Annotated in this window: 12 protein-coding genes; all 12 read left to right on the top strand. The window is 37.1% G+C overall.

The genetic code is table 11. The features are described from left to right. The first annotated feature begins 6 nt into the window (after window positions 1-6). The 12 genes from H8B04_RS03495 to H8B04_RS03440 all read left to right on the top strand — a co-directional run bounded on the left by H8B04_RS03495 (window position 7) and on the right by H8B04_RS03440 (window position 21,549). Window positions 7-2,004 (top strand): RagB/SusD family nutrient uptake outer membrane protein, encoded by a 1,998-nt coding sequence (locus H8B04_RS03495; RefSeq protein ID WP_190301465.1) that lies wholly within the window; start codon window positions 7-9, stop codon window positions 2,002-2,004. A 117-nt stretch (window positions 2,005-2,121) separates the two neighbouring features. Then, window positions 2,122-3,426, top strand: coding sequence for a BNR repeat-containing protein (locus H8B04_RS03490; protein WP_165291160.1), 1,305 nt, complete (start codon window positions 2,122-2,124; stop codon window positions 3,424-3,426). Window positions 3,427-3,591: 165 nt separating this feature from the next. Beyond that, the gene (rhaT, locus tag H8B04_RS03485; protein WP_165291161.1) at window positions 3,592-4,665 is read left to right on the top strand and encodes an L-rhamnose/proton symporter RhaT; all 1,074 of its coding nucleotides are present in this window, start codon (window positions 3,592-3,594) and stop codon (window positions 4,663-4,665) included. A 17-nt stretch (window positions 4,666-4,682) separates the two neighbouring features. Beyond that, window positions 4,683-6,797, top strand: a complete 2,115-nt coding sequence (locus H8B04_RS03480; protein ID WP_190301464.1) for a bifunctional aldolase/short-chain dehydrogenase — start codon at window positions 4,683-4,685, stop codon at window positions 6,795-6,797. Between the two features lie 69 nt (window positions 6,798-6,866). Beyond that, a complete protein-coding gene (locus H8B04_RS03475; protein ID WP_190301463.1) occupies window positions 6,867-8,141 on the top strand; it encodes a TIM barrel protein in 1,275 nt (424 codons plus the stop codon). 17 nt (window positions 8,142-8,158) lie between these two features. Then, a complete protein-coding gene (locus H8B04_RS03470; protein WP_165291164.1) occupies window positions 8,159-9,517 on the top strand; it encodes an FGGY-family carbohydrate kinase in 1,359 nt (452 codons plus the stop codon). A gap of 93 nt (window positions 9,518-9,610) precedes the next feature. Beyond that, window positions 9,611-10,918, top strand: coding sequence for a rhamnogalacturonan acetylesterase (locus H8B04_RS03465; protein ID WP_190301462.1), 1,308 nt, complete (start codon window positions 9,611-9,613; stop codon window positions 10,916-10,918). Between the two features lie 374 nt (window positions 10,919-11,292). After that, entirely contained in the window at window positions 11,293-13,509 is a 2,217-nt protein-coding gene (locus tag H8B04_RS03460) for a fasciclin domain-containing protein (RefSeq protein WP_190301461.1), read from the top strand. A 14-nt stretch (window positions 13,510-13,523) separates the two neighbouring features. Further along, on the top strand, window positions 13,524-16,781 hold the full coding sequence (locus H8B04_RS03455; RefSeq protein ID WP_165291167.1) for a SusC/RagA family TonB-linked outer membrane protein: 3,258 nt from the start codon (window positions 13,524-13,526) through the stop codon (window positions 16,779-16,781). Between the two features lie 10 nt (window positions 16,782-16,791). Beyond that, entirely contained in the window at window positions 16,792-18,258 is a 1,467-nt protein-coding gene (locus tag H8B04_RS03450; RefSeq protein WP_190301460.1) for a RagB/SusD family nutrient uptake outer membrane protein, read from the top strand. Between the two features lie 6 nt (window positions 18,259-18,264). Beyond that, window positions 18,265-20,073 carry a fasciclin domain-containing protein gene (locus H8B04_RS03445; RefSeq protein WP_165291169.1) on the top strand — a complete coding sequence of 603 codons (1,809 nt, stop codon included), beginning with the start codon at window positions 18,265-18,267 and terminating at the stop codon, window positions 20,071-20,073. Window positions 20,074-20,088: 15 nt separating this feature from the next. After that, complete coding sequence (locus H8B04_RS03440; protein ID WP_190301459.1) at window positions 20,089-21,549, top strand: fasciclin domain-containing protein; 1,461 nt, start codon at window positions 20,089-20,091, stop codon at window positions 21,547-21,549. Window positions 21,550-21,558: the final 9 nt, after the last annotated feature.

The following is a 21,558-nucleotide window of genomic DNA, read 5'->3' as shown; positions in this document are numbered from 1 at the left end:
TAAACTATGACAATTTTAATTTCTTATATAAAAAAAGCAGCCCTATCCTCAGTATTAGTATTATCATTAGCAAGCTGTAAGGATTTATTAGATATCACTCCACCAAGCCAGGTCTCTCCAGAGAATTATTTCAATGATGAGAGCCATTTGGCAACATATACCATTACCCGTTACGAATCGGTGTTTAGAACTGTCGAAGGAACTGGTGGCGGCGGCTTATACTTAGACGACGCTGGAACAGATAATATCACCAATAGAAATGGAAATACTAGATTTTTACCTGGTCAATGGCGAGTAGGAACTTCAGGCGGTAGTTGGGATTTTAGTACTATCTACCAACTAAATTACTTTTTGGAAACTGTTCTTCCTAAGGTGGAGAAGAAGGAAATTGCTGGTAATGAAGGGAATATTAAGCACTATCTGGGAGAGGCGTATCTTTTACGCGCGTTGACCTATTTTAACAAGCTAAAAGAGTTTGGAGATTTTCCAATTATTACAAGCGTCCTTCCTGACGATGCAACGGCATTAATAGAAGCAAGTAAACGTTCTCCAAGAAATGAAGTGGCTCGCTTTATTTTATCAGATTTAGATAAAGCAGCAGAGTTGCTGATGACAAACTCCCCACAAGGCGGAAGAACAAGGATCACTAAAAGTTTAGCTTATTTATTAAAATCAAGAGTGGCTCTGTTTGAAGCTACTTGGTTAAAATATCATAAAAATACGCCGTTAGTTCCATTAGGACCGAACTGGCCTGGGGCAGAGAAGGACTATAACAGCAACTATCAATATCCTTCGGGTAGTATCGATAATGAAATTGGGTACTTTTTGGATAACGCTATGACTGCTGCTAAAGAAGTAGCAAGTAAACATGCTTTAACAGTAAATTCTAAAGTAATCAAGGAGAGTGCTGCAGATCCAGGAAATCTTTATTATGAAATGTTCGCTTCGGAGAGTTTAAGCAGCTTTGATGAAGTATTACTTTGGAGAGATTTCGATTTGTCCTTAGGCATCGTTCAGTATTGGAATCATTACATGTATTATGGCAATGGATATGGTTATACCAGACAATTTGTAGATAACTTTTTGATGGAAAATGGATTACCAATCTATGCTTCAGGGTCAGGATATCAGGGTGATGACTTTGTAGATCAAGTAAAAATTAATAGAGACTGGCGTTTGAAATTGTTCATGCGCGCACCAGGAGAGAAAAAAGCTTTTCTAAATCTTAGTGCTGGTGCTTCTCCAGAAGTAGAACCTAGAGTACCAGTGATTGATGGAACAGCACGTTTTCAAGAGGGTACAGGTTATTCCATTAAAAAAGGATTGTCTTACAATAATGATATGCAAGCCATTGTGGGTAGAGATGTTACAGCTGTGGTCGCTTTTAGAGCTGTTGAAGCGTATCTAAATTATATTGAAGCATGCTACGAAAAAAATGGAAACCTGGATACTGATGCTAGTAATTATTGGAAAGCTATCCGCAGAAGAGCAGGAGTTAATGAAGACTACAACGTAACAATTGCTGCCACGAATATGAATATTGAAGGGCAAAATGATTGGGGAGCGTATTCTAAAAACACCTTGGTTAACCCTACTCTTTATAACATTCGTAGAGAACGTAGAGCGGAGCTGATGGCAGAAGGTCTTCGCTATATGGATTTAATTCGTTGGAGAGCTATGGATCAACTTAATGGATTCAAAGTGGAAGGTATTAAAGTTTGGGGTCCGATGAAAGATGTATATGGAAATAGATTGGTATACGGAGGTACGACAACAAATACGGTTTCCGCACCTTCGCTAAGTACGTATTTAAGAATACATCAGATCTCGCCAAACAATCAATATTTCAATGGTTATTCCTTTACAGAGGCACATTATTTAAGTCCTATCGCGGCTAATCATTTTATTATTTCGTCTCCTGATGGAAGTAATCCGAATAATTCGCCAATTTATCAGAATCCAGGCTGGACTACTCAAGCAGGGTCTGCACCAACAGGATTTTAAAATTTACATTAGTATACATATAATCTAAATTTAGATTATGCTTTTCACAAAACAGATTTGTTAGATTTTAACAAATCTGTTTTGTATTTTGTAGAGCCTATTATAAACATCTAAATCATGCCTAAGAAATTTATTGTAACTTTTATCGTATTATTTGTTCATTCATTTTTATTTGCTCAGAAGAACATTCAAATCTCTGAAGTTGGTCAAGGTTGGGCCAAGAATACGGTCAACACCGCTGTATTTAGAAAAAATTCTTTAGTGAGTAATCAAAATTTCCAATATATCGCTTATTACGATGATAAAGGATTTTTGATCGTGGGGCAACGTAAACTAAATTCTTCTACCTGGACATTAAAAAATACGGGCTTAAAAGGGAATGCAAAGGATGCGCACAATGTCATAAGTATTATGCTCGATGGTGCAAACTATTTGCATGTAGCCTTCGATCACCACAATTCTAAATTGCGTTATATCCGTTCATTAGAACCGAATAGTTTAGAATTTTCTGCCGAAATACCGATGGTAGGAACCCAAGAAAAATATGTTTCGTATCCTGAGTTTTTTAAATTGACCAATGGCAATTTGTTGTTTATGTATCGCGACGGAGGCTCAGGCAATGGCAATTTGATGATAAACCGCTATATTTTTTCTGAAAAGAAATGGCTACGTTTGCAAGATAAATTGATCGATGGCGAAGGAAAACGCAATGCGTATTGGCAATCTTATATAGATGACAAAGGTAGAATCCATATTTCGTGGGTGTGGCGAGAAAGTCCTGATGTTGCAAGCAATCACGACATGGCATATGCCTATTCAGATGATGAAGGCATAACTTGGAAAAAAACAACGGGTGAGCTTTATCATTTACCTATCACTGCCAAAGATGCAGAATATGCCATTCGCATTCCCGAAAAGAGTGACTTAATAAATCAAACCGCCATGTCGGCGGATGAAAATGGAAATCCTTTTATTGTCTCCTATTGGCGAGATCAACATGCCGACAAACCACAATATAAAATCATCTATTTGAACAAAGGGAAATGGTTAACCCACTCCTTTGATTTTAGAAAAACGACATTTTCTTTGGGAGGACATGGAACAAAGCAAATTCCTATTTCTAGACCTCAATTATTAGTGAAAGGAAAAGCGCACAAAACTAAGATCTGGATGATTTTTCGGGATGAAGAAAGAAATAATGCGATATCGGTGTTGAGCTGGACAAAAAATAAGCCTAGCCGAATTCTCATCGAAGATATATACAACAATTCTGTTGCAGCTTGGGAACCTACCTATGATACGGAACTTTGGAGAAGCCAGAAAAGACTAAGCCTATTCGTACAACACACCGTGCAAGTGGATGGTGAAGGATTGGCTGAAAGTGATTCCACTCCAGTGCGTGTACTGGATTTGAAACCTTAATATGCTTCACAACTAAAATATTCAAGTCTATATAGTATTTGAATTATACATAACCAATATAAGCTGTCAGTACGGGGCTCACCCAACATGACAGTCCATAACAGTTAAATTAATTTTAACAAATAACTTAGATTTTACATAAACCTAATTAGATTTTAAACAATTATGAATGCAATTGCAGGGGTTTTATTTCATTTTATAGGAGGCTTTGCGTCTGGGAGTTTTTATGTCCCGTACAAGAAAGTGAAAGATTGGTCGTGGGAAGCGATGTGGATTTTAGGAGGATTATTCTCCTGGATTATTGTTCCACCATTGGCCGCATGGCTAACTATTCCAAACTTTTCGGATATCATCGCGCAAGCTGATAAATCTGTATTAGGATTTACTTTTTTGTTTGGCGTATTGTGGGGGATTGGAGGCTTGACTTATGGTTTGGGCGTCCGCTATTTAGGTGTTTCTTTAGGCAGTAGCATTATCTTAGGATTAAGTATGGTTTTGGGTGCATTGATGCCTGCAATCTACTATTTTTTCAATCCTGCGGATGGAAAGCATGGTATTGATTTCTTCTTTTCAACAGCTTCGGGTTTATGTGTGCTGGGCGGGATGCTTCTTTGTGTTGTTGGAATTTACTTATGTGGAAAAGCTGGCGTGCTTAAAGAAAAAAGTTTATCCTCTGCTAATGTGCAAGATAAAAAAGACTACAATTTTGGGATTGGAATTATCGTAGCATTGATTTCTGGAGCATTAAGTGCCTGTTTTAATTTCGCGATAGAAGCGGGAAAACCAATGGCCGATGTAGCTAATGAGCTTTGGAAAGCGGCTAATCCTGATCAAGGTGAATTTCTTTACCAAAATAACGTAACCTATATCGTGATTCTCTGGGGAGGTTTCTTGACCAACTTTGTATGGTGCGCTTACTTATTGTTCAAAAACAAAACCCTTACAGATTATTCAAAAGCATCTGCTCCATTAACTAAGAATCTATTGTTATGTGCCTTGGCTGGTACGACTTGGTACTTACAGTTTTTCTTCTACGGAATGGGAGAAAGCCGCTTGGGTAATGGTGCAAGTTCATGGATTCTGCACATGGCATTTATCATTTTGATATCTAATGCTTGGGGAGTTTTATTAAAAGAATGGAAGGGTGTAAGCAAATCTACGCACACTGCCATTATTTCGGGTATTGTAATTATCATCCTATCTATTTGTGTAGTAGGATTCGCTAAAACGTTAGAATAAAATATTTACTAAGATTTATGCAAACAAAAACATATCAACATGTGAATTACCTTTGGGATGAGGAAATAGCTAAATCCTTTGAGGGAGATGAAGTCGCGTTATTGTTATATCGATCCAATATTTTGGGTTCGGATCTAAGGATAACCAATTATGGAGGAGGTAATACATCATGTAAAATGGTGGATAAGGATCCGCTTACAGGTGAAGAAGTGGAAGTGATGTGGATTAAAGGTTCTGGTGGTGACATAGGTACACTCAAAAAGTCTGGTTTGGCAGCCTTATATGTCGAGCGACTTCGCAATCTAGAAAAAGTCTATCGTGGTATTGAACATGAGGATGAGATGGTAGAACTTTTCAACCACTGTATTTTTGATTTGTCATCAAAAGCACCTTCTATTGACACACCATTGCATGGATTTCTTCCTTTCAAACATATTGACCACTTGCACCCTGATGCAGCTATCGCTATTGCGGCAGCTAAAGATGGTAAGCAAATCACGGCAGATTTGTTCAAAGGAACAATAGGTTGGGTAGATTGGCAAAAGCCAGGCTTTGATTTAGGTTTGCAATTGCGCGATTGTTTAGAACAAAATCCAGGAATCCGTGGCATCATGCTGGGTTCGCATGGACTTTTCACCTGGGGGGACACGGCGTATGAATGTTATTTAAATTCATTGGATGTCATTGAAACCTGTGCTGCATACTTAGAAGAAAATTACGGCAAGACAAGACCTGTTTTCGGTGGTCAGAAAGTAGAAAGTTTGGAGCAAGAAGATAGATGGGCACAAGCAGCTGCTATTGCGCCTGTTTTAAGAGGTTTTTGTTCGAGCGAGCGTCCAATGATTGGACATTTCTCTGATGATGCTAGAGTGTTAGAATTTATAAATTCTAATGATTTGGAGAAGTTAGCTCCTTTAGGGACAAGCTGTCCCGACCATTTCTTACGTACGAAGATTCAGCCTTTAATTTTGAACTTGGATAAGAACGAGGATTTATCTGATATAGAAGGCATAAAAGCAAAATTGCTTCCTTTATTTGAGGACTACAGAGCGATGTATACGGAATATTACGAAACCTGTAAACATCCAAATAGTCCAGCTATTCGTGACAGAAATCCTGTGGTAATCATCTATCCGGGAGTTGGTATGTTTGCTTTCGCAAAAGATAAGCAAACCGCACGTGTAGCGTCTGAATTTTATACCAATGCCATCAATGTAATGAAAGGAGCGGAAGCGGTGAGTGAATATACTTCACTGCCGAGACAAGAAGCTTTCAATATTGAATATTGGTTGTTGGAAGAAGCGAAATTGCAACGTATGCCTAAACCCAAAGCCCTATCTGGTAAAATTGCTTTAGTAACTGGAAGTGCTGGCGGAATTGGGAAAGCAATTGCAAAACGCTTCGCACAGGAAGGAGCCGTAGTGGTTTTGAATGACTTAAACGAAGAGCGTTTAGCAGATGCTAAAGCCGAATTCATCGGTTTATTTGGGAAAGATAATGTAACAACTGCAGTATTGGATGTAACCAATCAAGACCAAATTGAAGAAGCGTTAAAAGTTGCTGCTTTGAGTTTCGGAGGAGTAGATATTATAGTCAATAATGCGGGATTGTCGATATCCAAATCCATTGAGGATCATACCCAGAAAGATTGGGATATTTTATATGATGTATTGGTAAAAGGTCAGTTCTTGGTGACACAGGGTGCGACGAAAGTGATGAAAGCTCAAAATATCGGGGGCGACATCGTGAATATTGTAAGTAAAAATGCTTTAGTAAGTGGACCGAATAATGCAGGATATGGCTCTGCTAAAGCAGCACAATTGCACCTGAGCAGATTGAACGCTGCAGAATTGGGCGCTTCCAAAATTAGAGTAAATGTAGTAAACCCAGATGCGGTTATCTCAGATAGTAATATTTGGGCTGGAGGTTGGGCCGAAGGTAGAGCAAAAGCTTACGGTATTACGGTAGAAGAATTACCAGCTTACTATGCAAAACGAACATTGTTAAATGAAATAATCTTGCCAGATGATATAGCCAATGCTTGTTTTGCATTTGTAGGCGGTGAACTAAATAAATCTACAGGCAACGTATTGAATGTAGATGGCGGAGTAGCCATGGCATTTGTTAGGTAACATTTTTTAAACATGTAAATAGTTAGAAAGATATTTTCTATTTTTCTAACTATCTAACCATTTATACTTATGAAAATCGAGCAATCAATTATAGATCAACATAACCAACAATTATTAGCTAAACATACTAAACAAGTCGATTTCTTAAAGGAAAGTATTTCAAACTTTGAAGAAATTGTTTCGAAAGTACAAAAATTCAATATTGCAATTCCAAGCTGGGCTTTAGGGACTGGTGGTACACGTTTTGGACGTTTTAGTGGAAAAGGTGAGCCAGGTAATTTAGAGCAAAAAATAGAAGATGTAGGTTTGTTGCACGCATTAAATAAATCTAGTGGTGCAATTTCACTTCATATTCCGTGGGATATACCTCAAGATGCTGAAAAAATAAAAGCATTAGCGGCATCATATGGATTGGCGTTCGATGCAGTGAATTCAAATACTTTTCAAGATCAGCCCAATCAAGCACTTAGTTATAAGTTCGGGTCGTTGCATCATGTAGATCCTGCGGTTCGCAAACAGGCGGTTGAACATAATATTGAAGTAATTAAACACGGTATTGCTTTAGGTTCTAAAGCGTTGACAGTATGGTTAGCGGATGGTTCTTCTTTCCCAGGACAATTGAATTTCCGTGAAGCTTTTCAAAATACATTAGAAAGTTTAAAAGAAATCTATAAGCATCTACCTTCAGATTGGAAAATGTTTATTGAATACAAAGCTTTTGAGCCTAACTTCTATTCGACAACAATAGCAGATTGGGGCCAATCTTTATTACTGGCGAATAAATTGGGTGATCAAGCTTATACTTTGGTGGACTTAGGTCACCATTTACCAAATGCAAATATCGAGCAGATCGTAGCTCTATTGTTAATGGAAGGCAAACTAGCTGGTTTCCATTTTAATGATAGTAAATATGCGGATGATGATTTGACAGCTGGAGCTATCAAACCTTACCAATTGTTTTTGATTTTCAATGAATTAGTAGATGGTATGGATGCCAGAGGAATCGATCATGCTACTGGTTTGGGCTGGATGATTGATGCTTCCCACAATTTGAAGGATCCTTTAGCGGATTTATTACAATCTGTTGAGGCCATAAAAATGGCTTATGCACAGGCTTTATTAGTAGATAGACAAGCGTTGAAAAAAGCACAACAAGAAAACAATGTGGTAGCAACGCAAGAAATATTACAAGATGCTTTTCGTACGGATGTACGCGCATTAGTAGCGGAGGCTCGTTTGCGTGAAGGTGCTGCGCTTAGTCCTATAAAACTGTTTACGGACATTAATGTTAGACAACAATTAATCGATGAACGCGGGGAATCGACTGTAGCGACTGGTTTATAATATTTAGATACGGAAGGATGGGAAAAGAGCGTATACCAGTCATAGCTATTTTTGATGTTGGAAAGACAAATAAAAAGTTGTTTTTGTTCGACGAACATTACCACATTGTATTTGAACGTTCAGCGCGATTTTTGGAAACTGTCGATGAAGATGGATTCCCTTGTGAGAATTTAGAGAGTTTACGATTGTCTGTTTTCGATTCCTTACATGAGGTTTTTCGTAAGACAGAATACGATATTAAAGCGATAAATTTCACGTCATATGGAGCTAGTTTTGTGTATTTGGATCAAAACGGAAGACCACTGACGCCGCTTTACAATTACCTAAAAGATTATCCTGCAGAGATGCAGGATGAATTGCATCAAAGTTATGGTGGTGAAGATAAGTTTGCTTTGAATACAGCCTCCCCACCACTGGGAAGTTTGAATTCTGGCAAGCAAATTTATCGTTTGATGAAGGAAAAACCTTCTATTTTCGATGAGGTAAAATACGCGTTGCACTTACCACAATACTTGAGTTTCTTGGTTTCAGGACAAGTGTATTCAGACATGACCAGTATTGGTTGTCATACCGCTCTGTGGGATTTTAATACAAAAGATTACCATCAATGGGTCAAGGATTGTGATATAGATCAAAAACTAGCGCCAATTGTAAATGGTAAGGACGTATTTTCAAGTACCTTTCCTGGTAGCACCTACAAAGTAGGAACAGGCTTGCACGATAGCTCTTCGGCCCTTATTCCGTATTTAGTTAATTTTCACGAACCATTCGTGTTGATTTCTACGGGTACATGGTGCATTTCGATGAATCCTTTCAATGATGAACCATTGACTAAAGCGCAACTAGATCAAGATTGTTTGTTCTATTTGACATACAATGGTACACCTGTGAAAGCCTCTCGATTATTTGCAGGATATGAACACGAGCTTCAGTCCAAACGGATAGCAGATCATTTCAATGTGACAACGGCTCGCTTCAAGCACTTTGAAATCAATTGGAGTATCGTAGAGAATCTGCATATGGAGCAAAATATTGACGATTTTTCGCTCAATACTTTTGGAGGATTAGATCTCACTCAATTCAATAATTATGAAGAAGCTTATCACGCTTTGATTGTTTGTTTGGTCAATGCGCAAGTAAAATCAACCGAGTTGGTACTTGCAAAGCAGAATATTAAACGAATTTTTGTGGATGGCGGTTTTAGTAAAAATCATATTTACATGAATTTATTAGCAAGAAGATTTCCAACTATTGAGATCTATGCAGCTTCAATGGCGCAAGCAACAGCTATAGGTGCAGCGCTTTTGATTCATGAACATTGGAACACTTTGCCTTTCCCCAATAATATTATTGAGTTACGTTATTATAGAGCATAAATAAACCGAAATAAATTTACTGCTATTTGCTAACGCTCTATATCTAAAAAGATAAGGGCGTTTGCTTTTCTTAGCCGTAAAAACCATTAACCTATGATTTTTAAAACGCTTTTATTATTGATATTGTCGACTAATCTAGTCCTTGCTCAAAGTAGACAAGTCTTTGATTTTACCCAAAAGAAATCGAAAGAAAAAGATGTTGTTCGAATCAATGAACCCGTAAGTTTTAAGAAGGAGATAGGTTATGGTTTTGATCTGAATACAAAAGATGCTGTACAGTTTTTAAAGAATAAGAAGCATTCCACCTTATTTAGTGACAAACCTTTTTATTTTTCCACCGCTGTGGAGGAAGGAAATTATAAAGTCACTATTGAATACCGAGGAGTAGAAAATCAAACGATCTATTCCACCGTGCGGTCGGAATCCCGTCGTTGGTCGTTGGATCATATCGAAATTCCCCAACGGAAAAAAATAATTAAACAATTCAGTGTACACATCAAAAATCCAAAGATTAAAGAAGGCTTGGACGTGCGATTGAAAGCTCCACGTGAAAATGAAAAATTAGATTGGGATAATAAGCTGACTTTAGAATTTCAAGGAGAAAATAATATTGAACGCATTATCATTGAGCCTATTAAAAAAGCAACTACTTTGTTCTTGGCTGGAAATTCTACCGTTGTGAATCAAGAGCACGAGCCTTGGGCTTCCTGGGGACAGATGATTCCAAGATATTTTGATACGAGCATAATCGTGGCGAATCACGCGGAATCGGGTTTGGCTTTAAGTTCTTTTTTATCATCAAATCGATTGGAAAAGATTCTTTCTATGGCCAAGCCAGGCGATTATTTGTTTATAGAATTTGGACATAATGATCAAAAGGAAACTGGTGAAAAAGCTGGTGCATTTAATGGTTATACTGAGCGCTTACGACTATTCGTTACCAAGTTCAGAGAAATAGGAGGGCATCCCATCATTGTAACATCCACGGAGCGAAGATCTTTTGGTGAAAATGGACATCTAAATTATACTTTAGGAGATTATCCTGCTGCGGCACGCAAGGTTGCTGAAGAATTGCATGTTCCACTTATAGACTTAAATAGCATGACAAGGGAATTTTATGTGGCTCTGGGAGTAGAAAATTCCAAGAAGGCGTTGGTGCATTATCCAGCTAATTCTTTTCCCGATCAACCTAATGTTTTACAAGACAATACGCACTTCAATACCTATGGAGCAGGACAGATTGCCAAGATGATTTTGCAAGGAATCAAAGAGTTAAATCTGCCTATTTCAAAAAATATAATTGATTTTCAAAAATATTCACCTGCCAAGCCAGATGATTTTGTAGGATGGAAATGGCCTTTGAGTATTTTATCGAGTCAAATTAAACCTGATGGAAATTGATAACTGTCTGAAGAACAGTTATTTATTTTTAGATCTCTTTTGTTAGTTACTTATTGTTCGGTAGTTGATAAAATGTCTGATATCGTGTTAGTTACAGGATAGTGCAGGTTGCTGTAATTTCAGGGATACAATATATTTGATATTACATTAGATTAGCATGTAACCAATTAATCACGACCAAAACATTAAAGGAAGTGATTTACCAATTATAGAAGAAACTTTTAAAAATTTTATCAGCAAGAAGCATGAAGTAGGTATTCTCAGGAATAATCTGTAATACCTTTTTCAACAAACTATTGTCTCCAGTTTTAAAATCTTAAGAAGGCGTGGACAATAGACCTATGATCAATAGTATAAACCTACAAGACAATTGTATGAGTATTAAAAGAACTGTTTTATTTACGTGTTTATGTTTCGCGATTATCATTGTGGGATGTAGAAAGGAAGCATTTGACGCTTATTACGGAAGACCGAAAGGATTAGCTAGTCCTATTTACCAACAGCTTGATTCCATGGGTGATTTTAAGTATTTTTTGTCCTGTATTGAAAAAGCTGGATATCGAAATACTTTAGGATCTGCCTCTTCGTGGACGGTATTCGCTCCAACGGATCGCGCTTTTCAACAATTTATGACCGAAAATAGTATTTCGGATACCAGCCAAATTGACAAAAAATTAGCTGAAAAGATTGTACGTACATCGATGATCTATGACGGCGAGCGTCTAGAAAAATTGGGAGATTATTTCCATTCAAGAGGATGGATTGAAGGACTTGGTTTTAGAAGACGTACCGTATATTATGATTTCGTCGAAGATGAAGTTCAAAGTGACGGAAAAATTAGAAAAATTATATCTACAAATCGCGGAGCTGGAGCCGCTTACATAGAGGCTGAGAACAATAATAAGCATATAACCTATTTTTTCAATGCCTATATGTCATCAAATGGGTTAAGCGCAACAGACTACAAAACATTCTATCCAAACTCCAATTATACAGGTTTAAATGTTCTAGGTGCAACTATTGACCCAGCACGCAGTAATATAATTGCAGAAAATGGATATATCCATGTGGTTGACAAAGTATTGATGCCAGAACCAAGTATTGACCAATATCTACGTAGTAACTCACAATACAGTGAATTCAAAAATATGTTAGACTTCTTCGCTACTTACAATTACAATGCAACCGTAACACGTAAGAATGAAGTCTTAACAGGCAAAAGAGATTCGGTATTCGTAAAAGGATATTCAAGTATAGCATTCGCACTGAATAATGAAAATTATATCAAAGAAGATGCGAATGACGCACAAATGAATAATTATTCTGTTACTATTCCAACGAATGCTGCAGTGCGTGATTACGCTAAACGTGTACTTTTAAAATACTATCCATCAGGAACAACAATTAAAGACCTATTCTATAGCAATCCCATAGTGCTATCAGAATACATTAATTCACATTTCTACAATACACAACTTTGGCCTTCTAGGTTTACTTCGCAGCCTAATATTGGTGGGGAGGTTACTAAACTTACGCCTCAAAACATTATTGAGTCAAAAATATTAAGTAATGGTGCTTTCTACGGCGTGAACTCTTCACAGCAAGCGAATGTATTTCAATCGGTATATGGAAATGTATTATTAGACCCGAAATATAGTTTTATGCGTACGGCTTTAGAACGTATGGGGCTACATATTACTTTACGTATTCCTACCATCCGTTATATGTTAGTTTTGATTTCGGATGAAAAACTATATGATATGGGATTTGCCTATGATGCATATAATACTTCAGATCCAATACGTTTCAAGGGTGGTAATGGTACCCCTGAAATGCGCGAAATCATTATGTCGCATATTATTCCTTTAGAAGCGGATCCTATTCCTACACTTTCTGGCAAGGGAATTTTAGAAAGTTTCGGTGGAGAATATGTAAAATTTGACAATATGAAACTCATGTCAAGTGGTACACAAGACAGTGCAGTGGATAAAAGATATGTTAAAATTGACTCCATTAGTATTGGTAATAGCCAATCAGGACCTCTTAATGGGGTGGCAGTATACCTCGATGGCGCCTTAACATCATCGAATACCAATACAGGATTTTTACTTCGTAATTTAGGTGCTGATAAAGCGGATTCACCTTATAACAGATTCTACAGATACCTCATTGCGAGCAGCTTATATAATGCTACAGATGGAATTGTAAAAGGTGTAGATATTGGAGCGAATTATACATTATTAATACCAAATAATGAAGCTATAGCAGCAGCAATAGCAAATGGTGATTTGCCAGCGGCCGAAAATACAACGAATGTGGTCCTTAAAAACAAAATAACACTTTTCTTACAATATCATATTGCTCGAAACTCTTTTGCTATTGATGGTAAAAAGCAAGGCACATTCGAAACTTTATGTAAAGATGTCGAAGGAAATACACAGGTAGTAGAAGTAGTAACAAACCAAAATAATAGACTTCAAATAAGAGATAACTCAAATAATTTGGTGGAAGCAGATGTTGCAAAAAGCAATCAATTAGGACAGCGTATTGTCATTCATTCTTTATCTGGTTATTTAAGAAACGGAATCTAATTCATTTTATAATTATGACAAGACATTTAAATATTTTATTCGTTATAATCGGATTTATCTTCTGTTTTTCCTCCACAGACGCTGTTGCGCAAACAGCAGAAACTGTGATTGTAGGTAAAATTACTGATAAAGAGACTAAAGAACCTGTGGCTGGAGCTACGGTGGTCTTAAAAGACAAAGAAAATCGAACTATCGTAGGTACCACATCGGATATTGAAGGAAATTATAGTTTACGTACAAAGATTAGTGGTTTACGCCTTAGTGTAACCAGTACAGGTTATAAGCCTTCGGGCAATATTACAGTTGGTGAAAGAACAACTATCAATGTACAAATTGAATCTACGTCGCATCAAGTTGAAGAAGTCGTAATTAGTGCATCAAAACCGGTAGATGATGGTACAGGAATGGGCATCTCTAAAGCACGTTCTACTGCTTCTATCGCTACGATCAATATGGCAGAATTAGAAGAGATGCAATCTGCATCTATTGACCAAGCTTTGCAAGGTCGTCTTCCTGGTGTCGATATTGCTACAGTATCTGGTGATCCAGGTGCAGGTATGCAAATTAAGATTAGGGGTACTACTTCTTTGAATGGAGCTTCGGACCCTCTAATAGTAGTGGACGGTATGCCGTATGATATTACTATTCCTGATGATTTTGACTTTGCTACTTCGGATGATAATGCTTACGGTCAATTATTAAATATTGCCCCTTCAGATATACAGGATATTTCGGTATTAAAAGATGCTGCTGCTACTGCTGTGTGGGGATCGCGTGGTGCTAATGGTGTATTGGTCATCAATACGAAAAGGGGTACAGTGAGCAAACCAACGTTAGGTTATACGTTCAAAGGTTCTATTTCAAAACAGCCAAGTCCAATCCCATTGTTGAATGGCGATCAGTATACAACTTTATTGTTAGAGGAATTTTACAATGCTGGAAGAGTGTTTTCTACTTCAGAAAATGCACAACAATTCCAATACGATCCATACAATACATATACCTATCACAATTTTAGCAATAATAGTGATTGGGTGGATGCAATTACACAATTAGGTTATTTTCAGGATCATAATGTCCAGATTCGTGGTGGTGGTGAAAAAGCGAGATATATGGGTTCGTTAGGATATTTTAACAATGCGGGTACGACAAAGGGAACTTCTTCGGACAGGCTATCAGCACGTATCAACTTAGATTATATCGTGTCTGAGCGTATTACTTTCCAATCGGATTTGTCATATACGCACGTGAATACCAATCAAAACTATTTCAGGACAGTAAGGGATATTGCATACCGCAAAATGCCAAACCAAGCAATTTGGGAATATGATGAGTATGGAAATTTAACTGGAAATTTATTTACGCCAATAAGTACAGCTCAAGGAACATACTCGGGAACGTATAACCCATTATCAATGGCAGAAAATGCATTGAGTAATCAATTGGGTGATGTGTTGAATTCAAGATTTGCGGTTCGCTATCAGATTATTCCACAGATCGTGACCTTGACAAGTAATTTATCTTTTAACATTAATAATAATAAAACCAAAACTTTCTTGCCTCAAATTGCAACAGGTAGACCTTTCACCGAAAATTCGGTAAACGTTGCGAATGACTCGGATTACGATAAGTTCAATATGAGTACCAAGACAAGCTTATTGATTAACCCAAATTTTGGATTAGACCATTTGTTCACGGGTAATATATCTTTATTTACAAATCAAGATCGCTACACTATTCAAGGTTTGTCATCAACAAATACGGGATCGTCTTATTTGCAGGATCCATCTATTCCTTCGCGTACCCTAACGGGAAATGCTACATCAATATTGACAGAAAGTCGTTCTGTAGGTTTGTTAGGCCAAGTAAACTATACCTTCAAGAATAGATACATTTTAGTAGCTAGTATGCGTATGGATGGTAACTCAAGATTCGGTACGGCTAATAGATTTGGTTATTTCCCATCACTGTCAGGTGCTTGGCGTATGGGACAAGAGAAATTTATTAAGGATTTAGGTTTTGTTAATGATATAAAATTCAGAGCGAGCTGGGGACAAAGTGGTAACGCACCTAGAAACGACTACTCGTATATCAATATTTACAATACTTTCGATTATGCGTATTTAGGAGAGAATGGTGTGTATTCATCTAATATCGAGTTATCGGATTTGCGTTGGGAAACTATCACACAATCGAATGTGGGTATAGATATCGAATTATTCAATAACCGTTTGATATTAGGAGGTGATGTGTACAAACGCAGAACTTCCGATTTGATGATGAATGATATCCAAATCGCTAGCTACAATGGTTTCAATTCATTAAGTATGAATGTCGGCGTAATGGATAATGACGGTTGGGAAGCAAGTGTTTATTATAATCCGGTACGTAATAATAAATGGAATGTTAATTTCAATTTCAATATAGCAAACAATCGTAATGTGATTCGTGAAATATCACCATTATATCCACGAGAAAATGCGCGTTCTTCATTGAGAAATAAAGCATTCTTCACGTATCTACAAGAAGATAACCCATTTGGATCGTTCTATGGATTCCGTTACCAAGGTGTCTACAAAGACAAAGACGAAACAATAGCTAAAGACCGTGAAGGCAACCAGATCATAAGTCCTGATGGTGAAACGATCTATATGCGCTTTAATTATCCTACGGTTGATTATGTTTTCCAACCAGGTGACGCCAAATATGAAGATATCAATTTCGATGGTGTAATTGACCACAAAGATATTGTTTACTTAGGTAACAGTAATCCAAAATTAACAGGAGGATTTGGTATAAATGTAAGTTACAATAAGCAATGGTCCTTATTGACATTCTTCAACTATAGACAAGGTTCGGATATCATCAATGCAACCAAGATGAATACAACGGATATGTTGAGCTACAATAATCAAAGTACAGCCGTATTGAGACGTTGGAGAAAAGAAGGTGATGTAACCGATATTCCACGAGCATTGTATGGTACAGGTTACAACTCGTTAGGTTCAAGCCGTTATGTAGAAGATGCGAGTTTCTTACGTCTACGTACAGTAACATTAAAGTATGATTTTGCAAAAGGATTCTTAGATCGCGTGAAAATGGGGCAATTGAGCACCTATGTTACTGTGGAAAATTTATTGACATTCACAAAGTATACAGGTCAAGATCCAGATGTAGCGGTGCGCTATAAAGATGCATTCTCCGTGTTGATGGACAATTCGATGACACCTCCGTTGAAGACAATAACTTTAGGTATTAATGCAAGATTTTAATTAAGAGACGATGAGAAAAATATATATTGTTGGTCTATTAACCTTATTGGGATTTGTAGTGACCTCATGTAATAAATGGTTGGATCTACAACCTCAAGATGGTATTACAAAAGCAGAATTTTGGAAAACGAAGGAGGATGTGCGTGCAGCTTTGATGGGTATCTATTCTTCGTTGAATGCCGGACCAGTAGAGACAAGGGTATTTTTGTGGGGAGAGCTAAGAGCTGACATGGTAAATGTGTCCAGTTACGCTGCGGATGATTATAGACTTGTCAAAAATTATAATGTATTAAGTACAAATGATATTGCAAATTGGGGAGCATTATACAATGTAATCAACAATTGTAATCTCTTGATTGATTTTGCTCCTGAAGCTAAAGCTGTAGATCCTACATTTACGGAGGCTACTTACAATAGTTACGTTGGTGAAGCTTTAACTATTCGCAGTCTATTGTACTTCTATTTAATACGTACATTCAAAGAAATTCCACTTAAACTTAAAGGTTCTTACCGTGATACTGATGTTCAAAATATCGGAGCAGTATCTGCTGACAAAGTATTGAGTCAATTGGAGCAAGACCTTAAACAAGCACAGACACTTGTCCCAGATTACCATGTAACTCTAGGAAACAATTTCTCTATTAATCCTTCTAACACAGGAAGAATTACTAAACCTGCAGTACACATGTTATTGGCCGAAGTGTATATGTGGAAGGAACAATATGCCCTGGCAGAAGTAGAATTGAACAAAGTGTTATCTACACAAAGGTATCAACTTATTGGGCGAGTTGCTTCTAATTCATTTGATATCTCTAGTTCAGAAACCATTTTTGAGATTAGTCACAAAGACTCTAGAGCAAATCCATTAACTCCACTAGTTTATGTGGGACGAATTCCTTACATCGCTTTAACAGAAGTTATCAATATGGATTTCTTCCCGCCTAATATGGAAGTAGACGTCGATAAATCTGACAGCCGTGGCGAAGGTGTATTGTATCTGAGCAGTGGTATGATTAGCAAATACGGAACAGAAAATCCTAGTTACTATAATTTCCCAATCTTTCGAATCTCAGACGCTTTATTGCTAAAAGCTGAAGCTGCAGCAGAGCAAGGTAGAGGTGCAGAAGCATTACAACTTATTGCCGAACTGAGAGAGAGTAGAGGTGCGATTGAAGCAAGTAACAGACAACTTAATGAGAGTGATTTAGACGATATTATTCAATTTATTTTTGAAGAGCGCGCCCGCGAATTCGCTTTCGAAGGAAAACGTTGGTTTGATGTGCTTCGTCTAGCTAAAAAAGACAATTATTCTAACATTGGAGTACTTATCGATGTCGTAACTAAGATAGTCGATGCATCAGTACAACAGTCAGCATTGAATAAAGTACGTGACGTAAACAGTCACTATCTACCAATACATGAAGAGGAATTATTCAAAGACAACACATTGGTTCAGAATCCATTTTATCTAAAATAAAACGATATGAAAAGATTTTCAAATCAATATTGGATATACGGCGTATTGACAATATTAGTAGTATTTTTCATGAATGCCTGTCAGAAGGTCAATTACAGAGAGACTACTACAGATGAAGTTAATATCACAGGATATTTAGAAAATAACAAAGATCAGTTTTCTTTATTCATTGATATTCTTTACCGCTCTAAATCAGCAGGATTTTTAGGAGCATATGGAACCTATACTTTATTCGCTCCTACAAATGATGCGGTAAACGAATGGATAAAAAGTAACGGCAAATCGAGCATTACGGACTTTAGTGAAAATGAATTACTTGATATCGTAAAATACCATGTCGTACGTGATACTGTGGGAACTACACGATTTACGGATGGTAAGATCAAATCACCAACATTATTTGGTGAATATCTGTACACCGATGTGGCTAATCAGACTTTCCGAGTGAATAGAACAGCTAGCATTACTAAAAGTAATATTCAGACTGGAAATGGTGTGGTCCATGTCATTAACAAAATGTTGACACCTCCAGCTTTAAGTTTAGCAGAAATTATTGACAGCGATTCACGCTATAGCATATTTGCGCAAGCATTAAAAGAAACTGGATTTTACGATACCTTATATTTCAAACGTGGAAATGTGGTGCCAGTAGAAAAACGTTTTCAAACGGTCATCGTAGAATCGGATTCAGTGTTGAAAGCACAAGGAATCAATGATTATACTGCTTTCAAACAAAAATATTCGCACTTGAATAACCCTAAAAATCCTAAAGATAGCTTGTGGTTATACATGGCATACCATATCGTAAATGACGGAAAGTTCTTGGAAGATATTATTCAGTCCATGACTTTATATACGTTAGCACCAAAAGAAATTATCAGTACGAAATTTGAAAATTCGAAAGTTTTGTTGAATGAAGACGTGTTCAATGGAGTTTTAGAGCCAGGAGCAGAATTAAATCGTTCGCGTTCTGATGTGTTAGCGTCTAATGGCGTACTGCACGAAAGTAAACAGTCATTCAGAATAAAAGTCCGAGCGCAAGTACCTGTTTATTTTGATATCGCTTCCTCGCCGGAATTGGTTTCTGCTTTAGGAGGATCATACCGTAATAAACGTGTATCCTTAATTGCGAATGGTCTGCCTATAGCCAATTCATTTACATTCTATCCGCTTAATGTAAGTACGATTGGAACAAATAGCTATGGAGTATCCCTTATTGGTGATAAGAGACCATACGCAAATGGTGATTTCCTAGATTTGACATTGAGTACTACAAGTCCAAATAGACCACATAGCTTTGAAATCAAAACACCTTTCTTGGTAAAAGGTAGATACAAAGTTTGGGTTTGTTATGTACAGAATGGTAACGGTGCCGATTTACAAGTGACATTCAACCCAGGAAAACCAGACGAACAAATTTTACCAAACCTTGTAATGGTTAACCAAACTTTAAATGGCGGGTCTGGTGTAAGTACAACAGTATTACGTGATGATCCAAATTCAGATAATTTGCTATTGGCACAAGGTTACAAACGCTATTATGCTACAGTGGGAGATTATAATCCAAATGGAATTACACAAGGTTTGAGACCAAAAGATGGTGACGGAACATTGAACGTAGGACGTTTGGCAGGTACAATCAACGTGGAAACTACCGACAGACACACCTTGAGATTTTATGCTATTAGTGAACCAAGATGGCAAAGTAATGGTGTTTGGTTGGATATGATTCATTTTATCCCTGCAGACGATCCAGAGCAATATTATCCGAGATTCCACCATTATCCAGGTGAATTATTCTATAGACCACAATAAATGAGAAAGATACGCATGAAGAAAATTTTAAATTATATAGTGCCGATGCTCTGCATTTGTCTTGCTAGTTGTAATGACAAATGGGAAGAACATTTTGGTAAGGATGATGCAAATACACAGAAAAACTTGTTCGAAGTTGTTTCTTCCACAACTGAATACAGTGCTTTTGCCGAATTATTGGAAAAATCGGGTTATGCTGAATCTTTAAAAGCTTCAAAAAACTACACGGTGCTAATCCCAACGAATGAAGCGATTAATGCGGCCAAAAACCAGTATAATTTCAATGACACCTCGGTAGTGAGAAGTTTTGTAGGCTATCACCTTATCAATTCGATCTATAGTGTAAATGATAATACAGATACGGTCAAAGCATTAAACTTCAGAAACAAATACGTAGAATTTACGCGTGGTACTTTTGATGGTATACAGCCGACTGTTAAGAATTTAACTGCTAGCAATGGACTATATCATGTGATAGGTCAACCTTTGAAGCCGTTAAGCAATATTTTTACGTTAGTTAAAACTGAATTTGAGAATACCAAACAAGTAGAGGCTATTTCGTCCTTTGATACAGCTTATGTTGAAAATGGAGAGACTTTCTATAAAAGTAGTCCAGTATGGATGTCAGAGGTACGTCGCAATATGACGACTGAGAACAGAAAGTATACTTATTTCGTGATTGATGATGCAAATTTTGAAGCCGAATTGAATAAACTAACTCCTTTTTTCAAAACGAATTATGTGGAAGGAAATACGCATCGACCTGATAGTACAACCACTTTCTTCACGAAGAAATTCTTGTTAAGAGATTTTATCGTTGAAGGTGATTTGTTGGAAAACCAGCTTAATAGCGAACTGACGTCGATTAGTGGTACTAAATTTACAATTCCTTCAGGAAGTCTAATATCAAGACACAAAGCGAGTAATGGTGTCGTTTATCGCGTTCATAGTATTGATTTCCAGTTACAGAATCAGATAAAGGAAAAAATTGTATTAGGTGTAAACCCAATAGGCTATAAGCAAACAGATAAAAGAGGAAATACCTACTTCAGGGATAAGCGTGATACTTTGGGCAACTTGTATCAGGATATTCAGATACATGGCCATAATGTGACAGCATTCTATGCTAAATATAGAGTCACAGGAATGAATGTCATAAGGTATAAAGTCTATGGTCGTGCAATTATGGGATTACCTGGTGATCCACAGACAGCAACTTTTACACAATATGTTCATTTCTTGGATCCTAATTTAATTGCGCCGAATGAAGTTGATTTATATAAAAGACCAGTTGTTAACCATTTAGGTGTTAATGATACGCGTTTTGCGTTTGGTGTACAACCGCTAAACCATGGTGAAGTATATCTAGGTGAAGTGTCTCAAAATCAGTATGGTAATCTTCCACTCCTTGTGATGTCTAACGGAACTGGGCCGATTATATTGGAATATTTACGATTTGTTCCCATTATTCAATAATCAATACGC

It is taken from the genome of Sphingobacterium litopenaei (genome assembly GCF_014692495.1).
Lineage (GTDB): Bacteria > Bacteroidota > Bacteroidia > Sphingobacteriales > Sphingobacteriaceae > Sphingobacterium > Sphingobacterium litopenaei.
The sequence above is the reverse complement of the archived record's forward strand: the minus strand, read 5'-3'. Positions and strand labels throughout refer to the sequence as shown.

Bases quoted from the DNA above. Each gene is read 5' to 3' on its own strand.
- H8B04_RS03495 (WP_190301465.1), top strand. From the start codon at position 7: ATGACAATTTTAATTTCTTATATAAAAAAAGCAGCCCTATCCTCAGTA.
- H8B04_RS03490 (WP_165291160.1), top strand. From the start codon at position 2,122: ATGCCTAAGAAATTTATTGTAACTTTTATCGTATTATTTGTTCATTCA.
- rhaT (WP_165291161.1), top strand. From the start codon at position 3,592: ATGAATGCAATTGCAGGGGTTTTATTTCATTTTATAGGAGGCTTTGCG.
- H8B04_RS03480 (WP_190301464.1), top strand. From the start codon at position 4,683: ATGCAAACAAAAACATATCAACATGTGAATTACCTTTGGGATGAGGAA.
- H8B04_RS03475 (WP_190301463.1), top strand. From the start codon at position 6,867: ATGAAAATCGAGCAATCAATTATAGATCAACATAACCAACAATTATTA.
- H8B04_RS03470 (WP_165291164.1), top strand. From the start codon at position 8,159: ATGGGAAAAGAGCGTATACCAGTCATAGCTATTTTTGATGTTGGAAAG.
- H8B04_RS03465 (WP_190301462.1), top strand. From the start codon at position 9,611: ATGATTTTTAAAACGCTTTTATTATTGATATTGTCGACTAATCTAGTC.
- H8B04_RS03460 (WP_190301461.1), top strand. From the start codon at position 11,293: ATGAGTATTAAAAGAACTGTTTTATTTACGTGTTTATGTTTCGCGATT.
- H8B04_RS03455 (WP_165291167.1), top strand. From the start codon at position 13,524: ATGACAAGACATTTAAATATTTTATTCGTTATAATCGGATTTATCTTC.
- H8B04_RS03450 (WP_190301460.1), top strand. From the start codon at position 16,792: ATGAGAAAAATATATATTGTTGGTCTATTAACCTTATTGGGATTTGTA.
- H8B04_RS03445 (WP_165291169.1), top strand. From the start codon at position 18,265: ATGAAAAGATTTTCAAATCAATATTGGATATACGGCGTATTGACAATA.
- H8B04_RS03440 (WP_190301459.1), top strand. From the start codon at position 20,089: ATGAAGAAAATTTTAAATTATATAGTGCCGATGCTCTGCATTTGTCTT.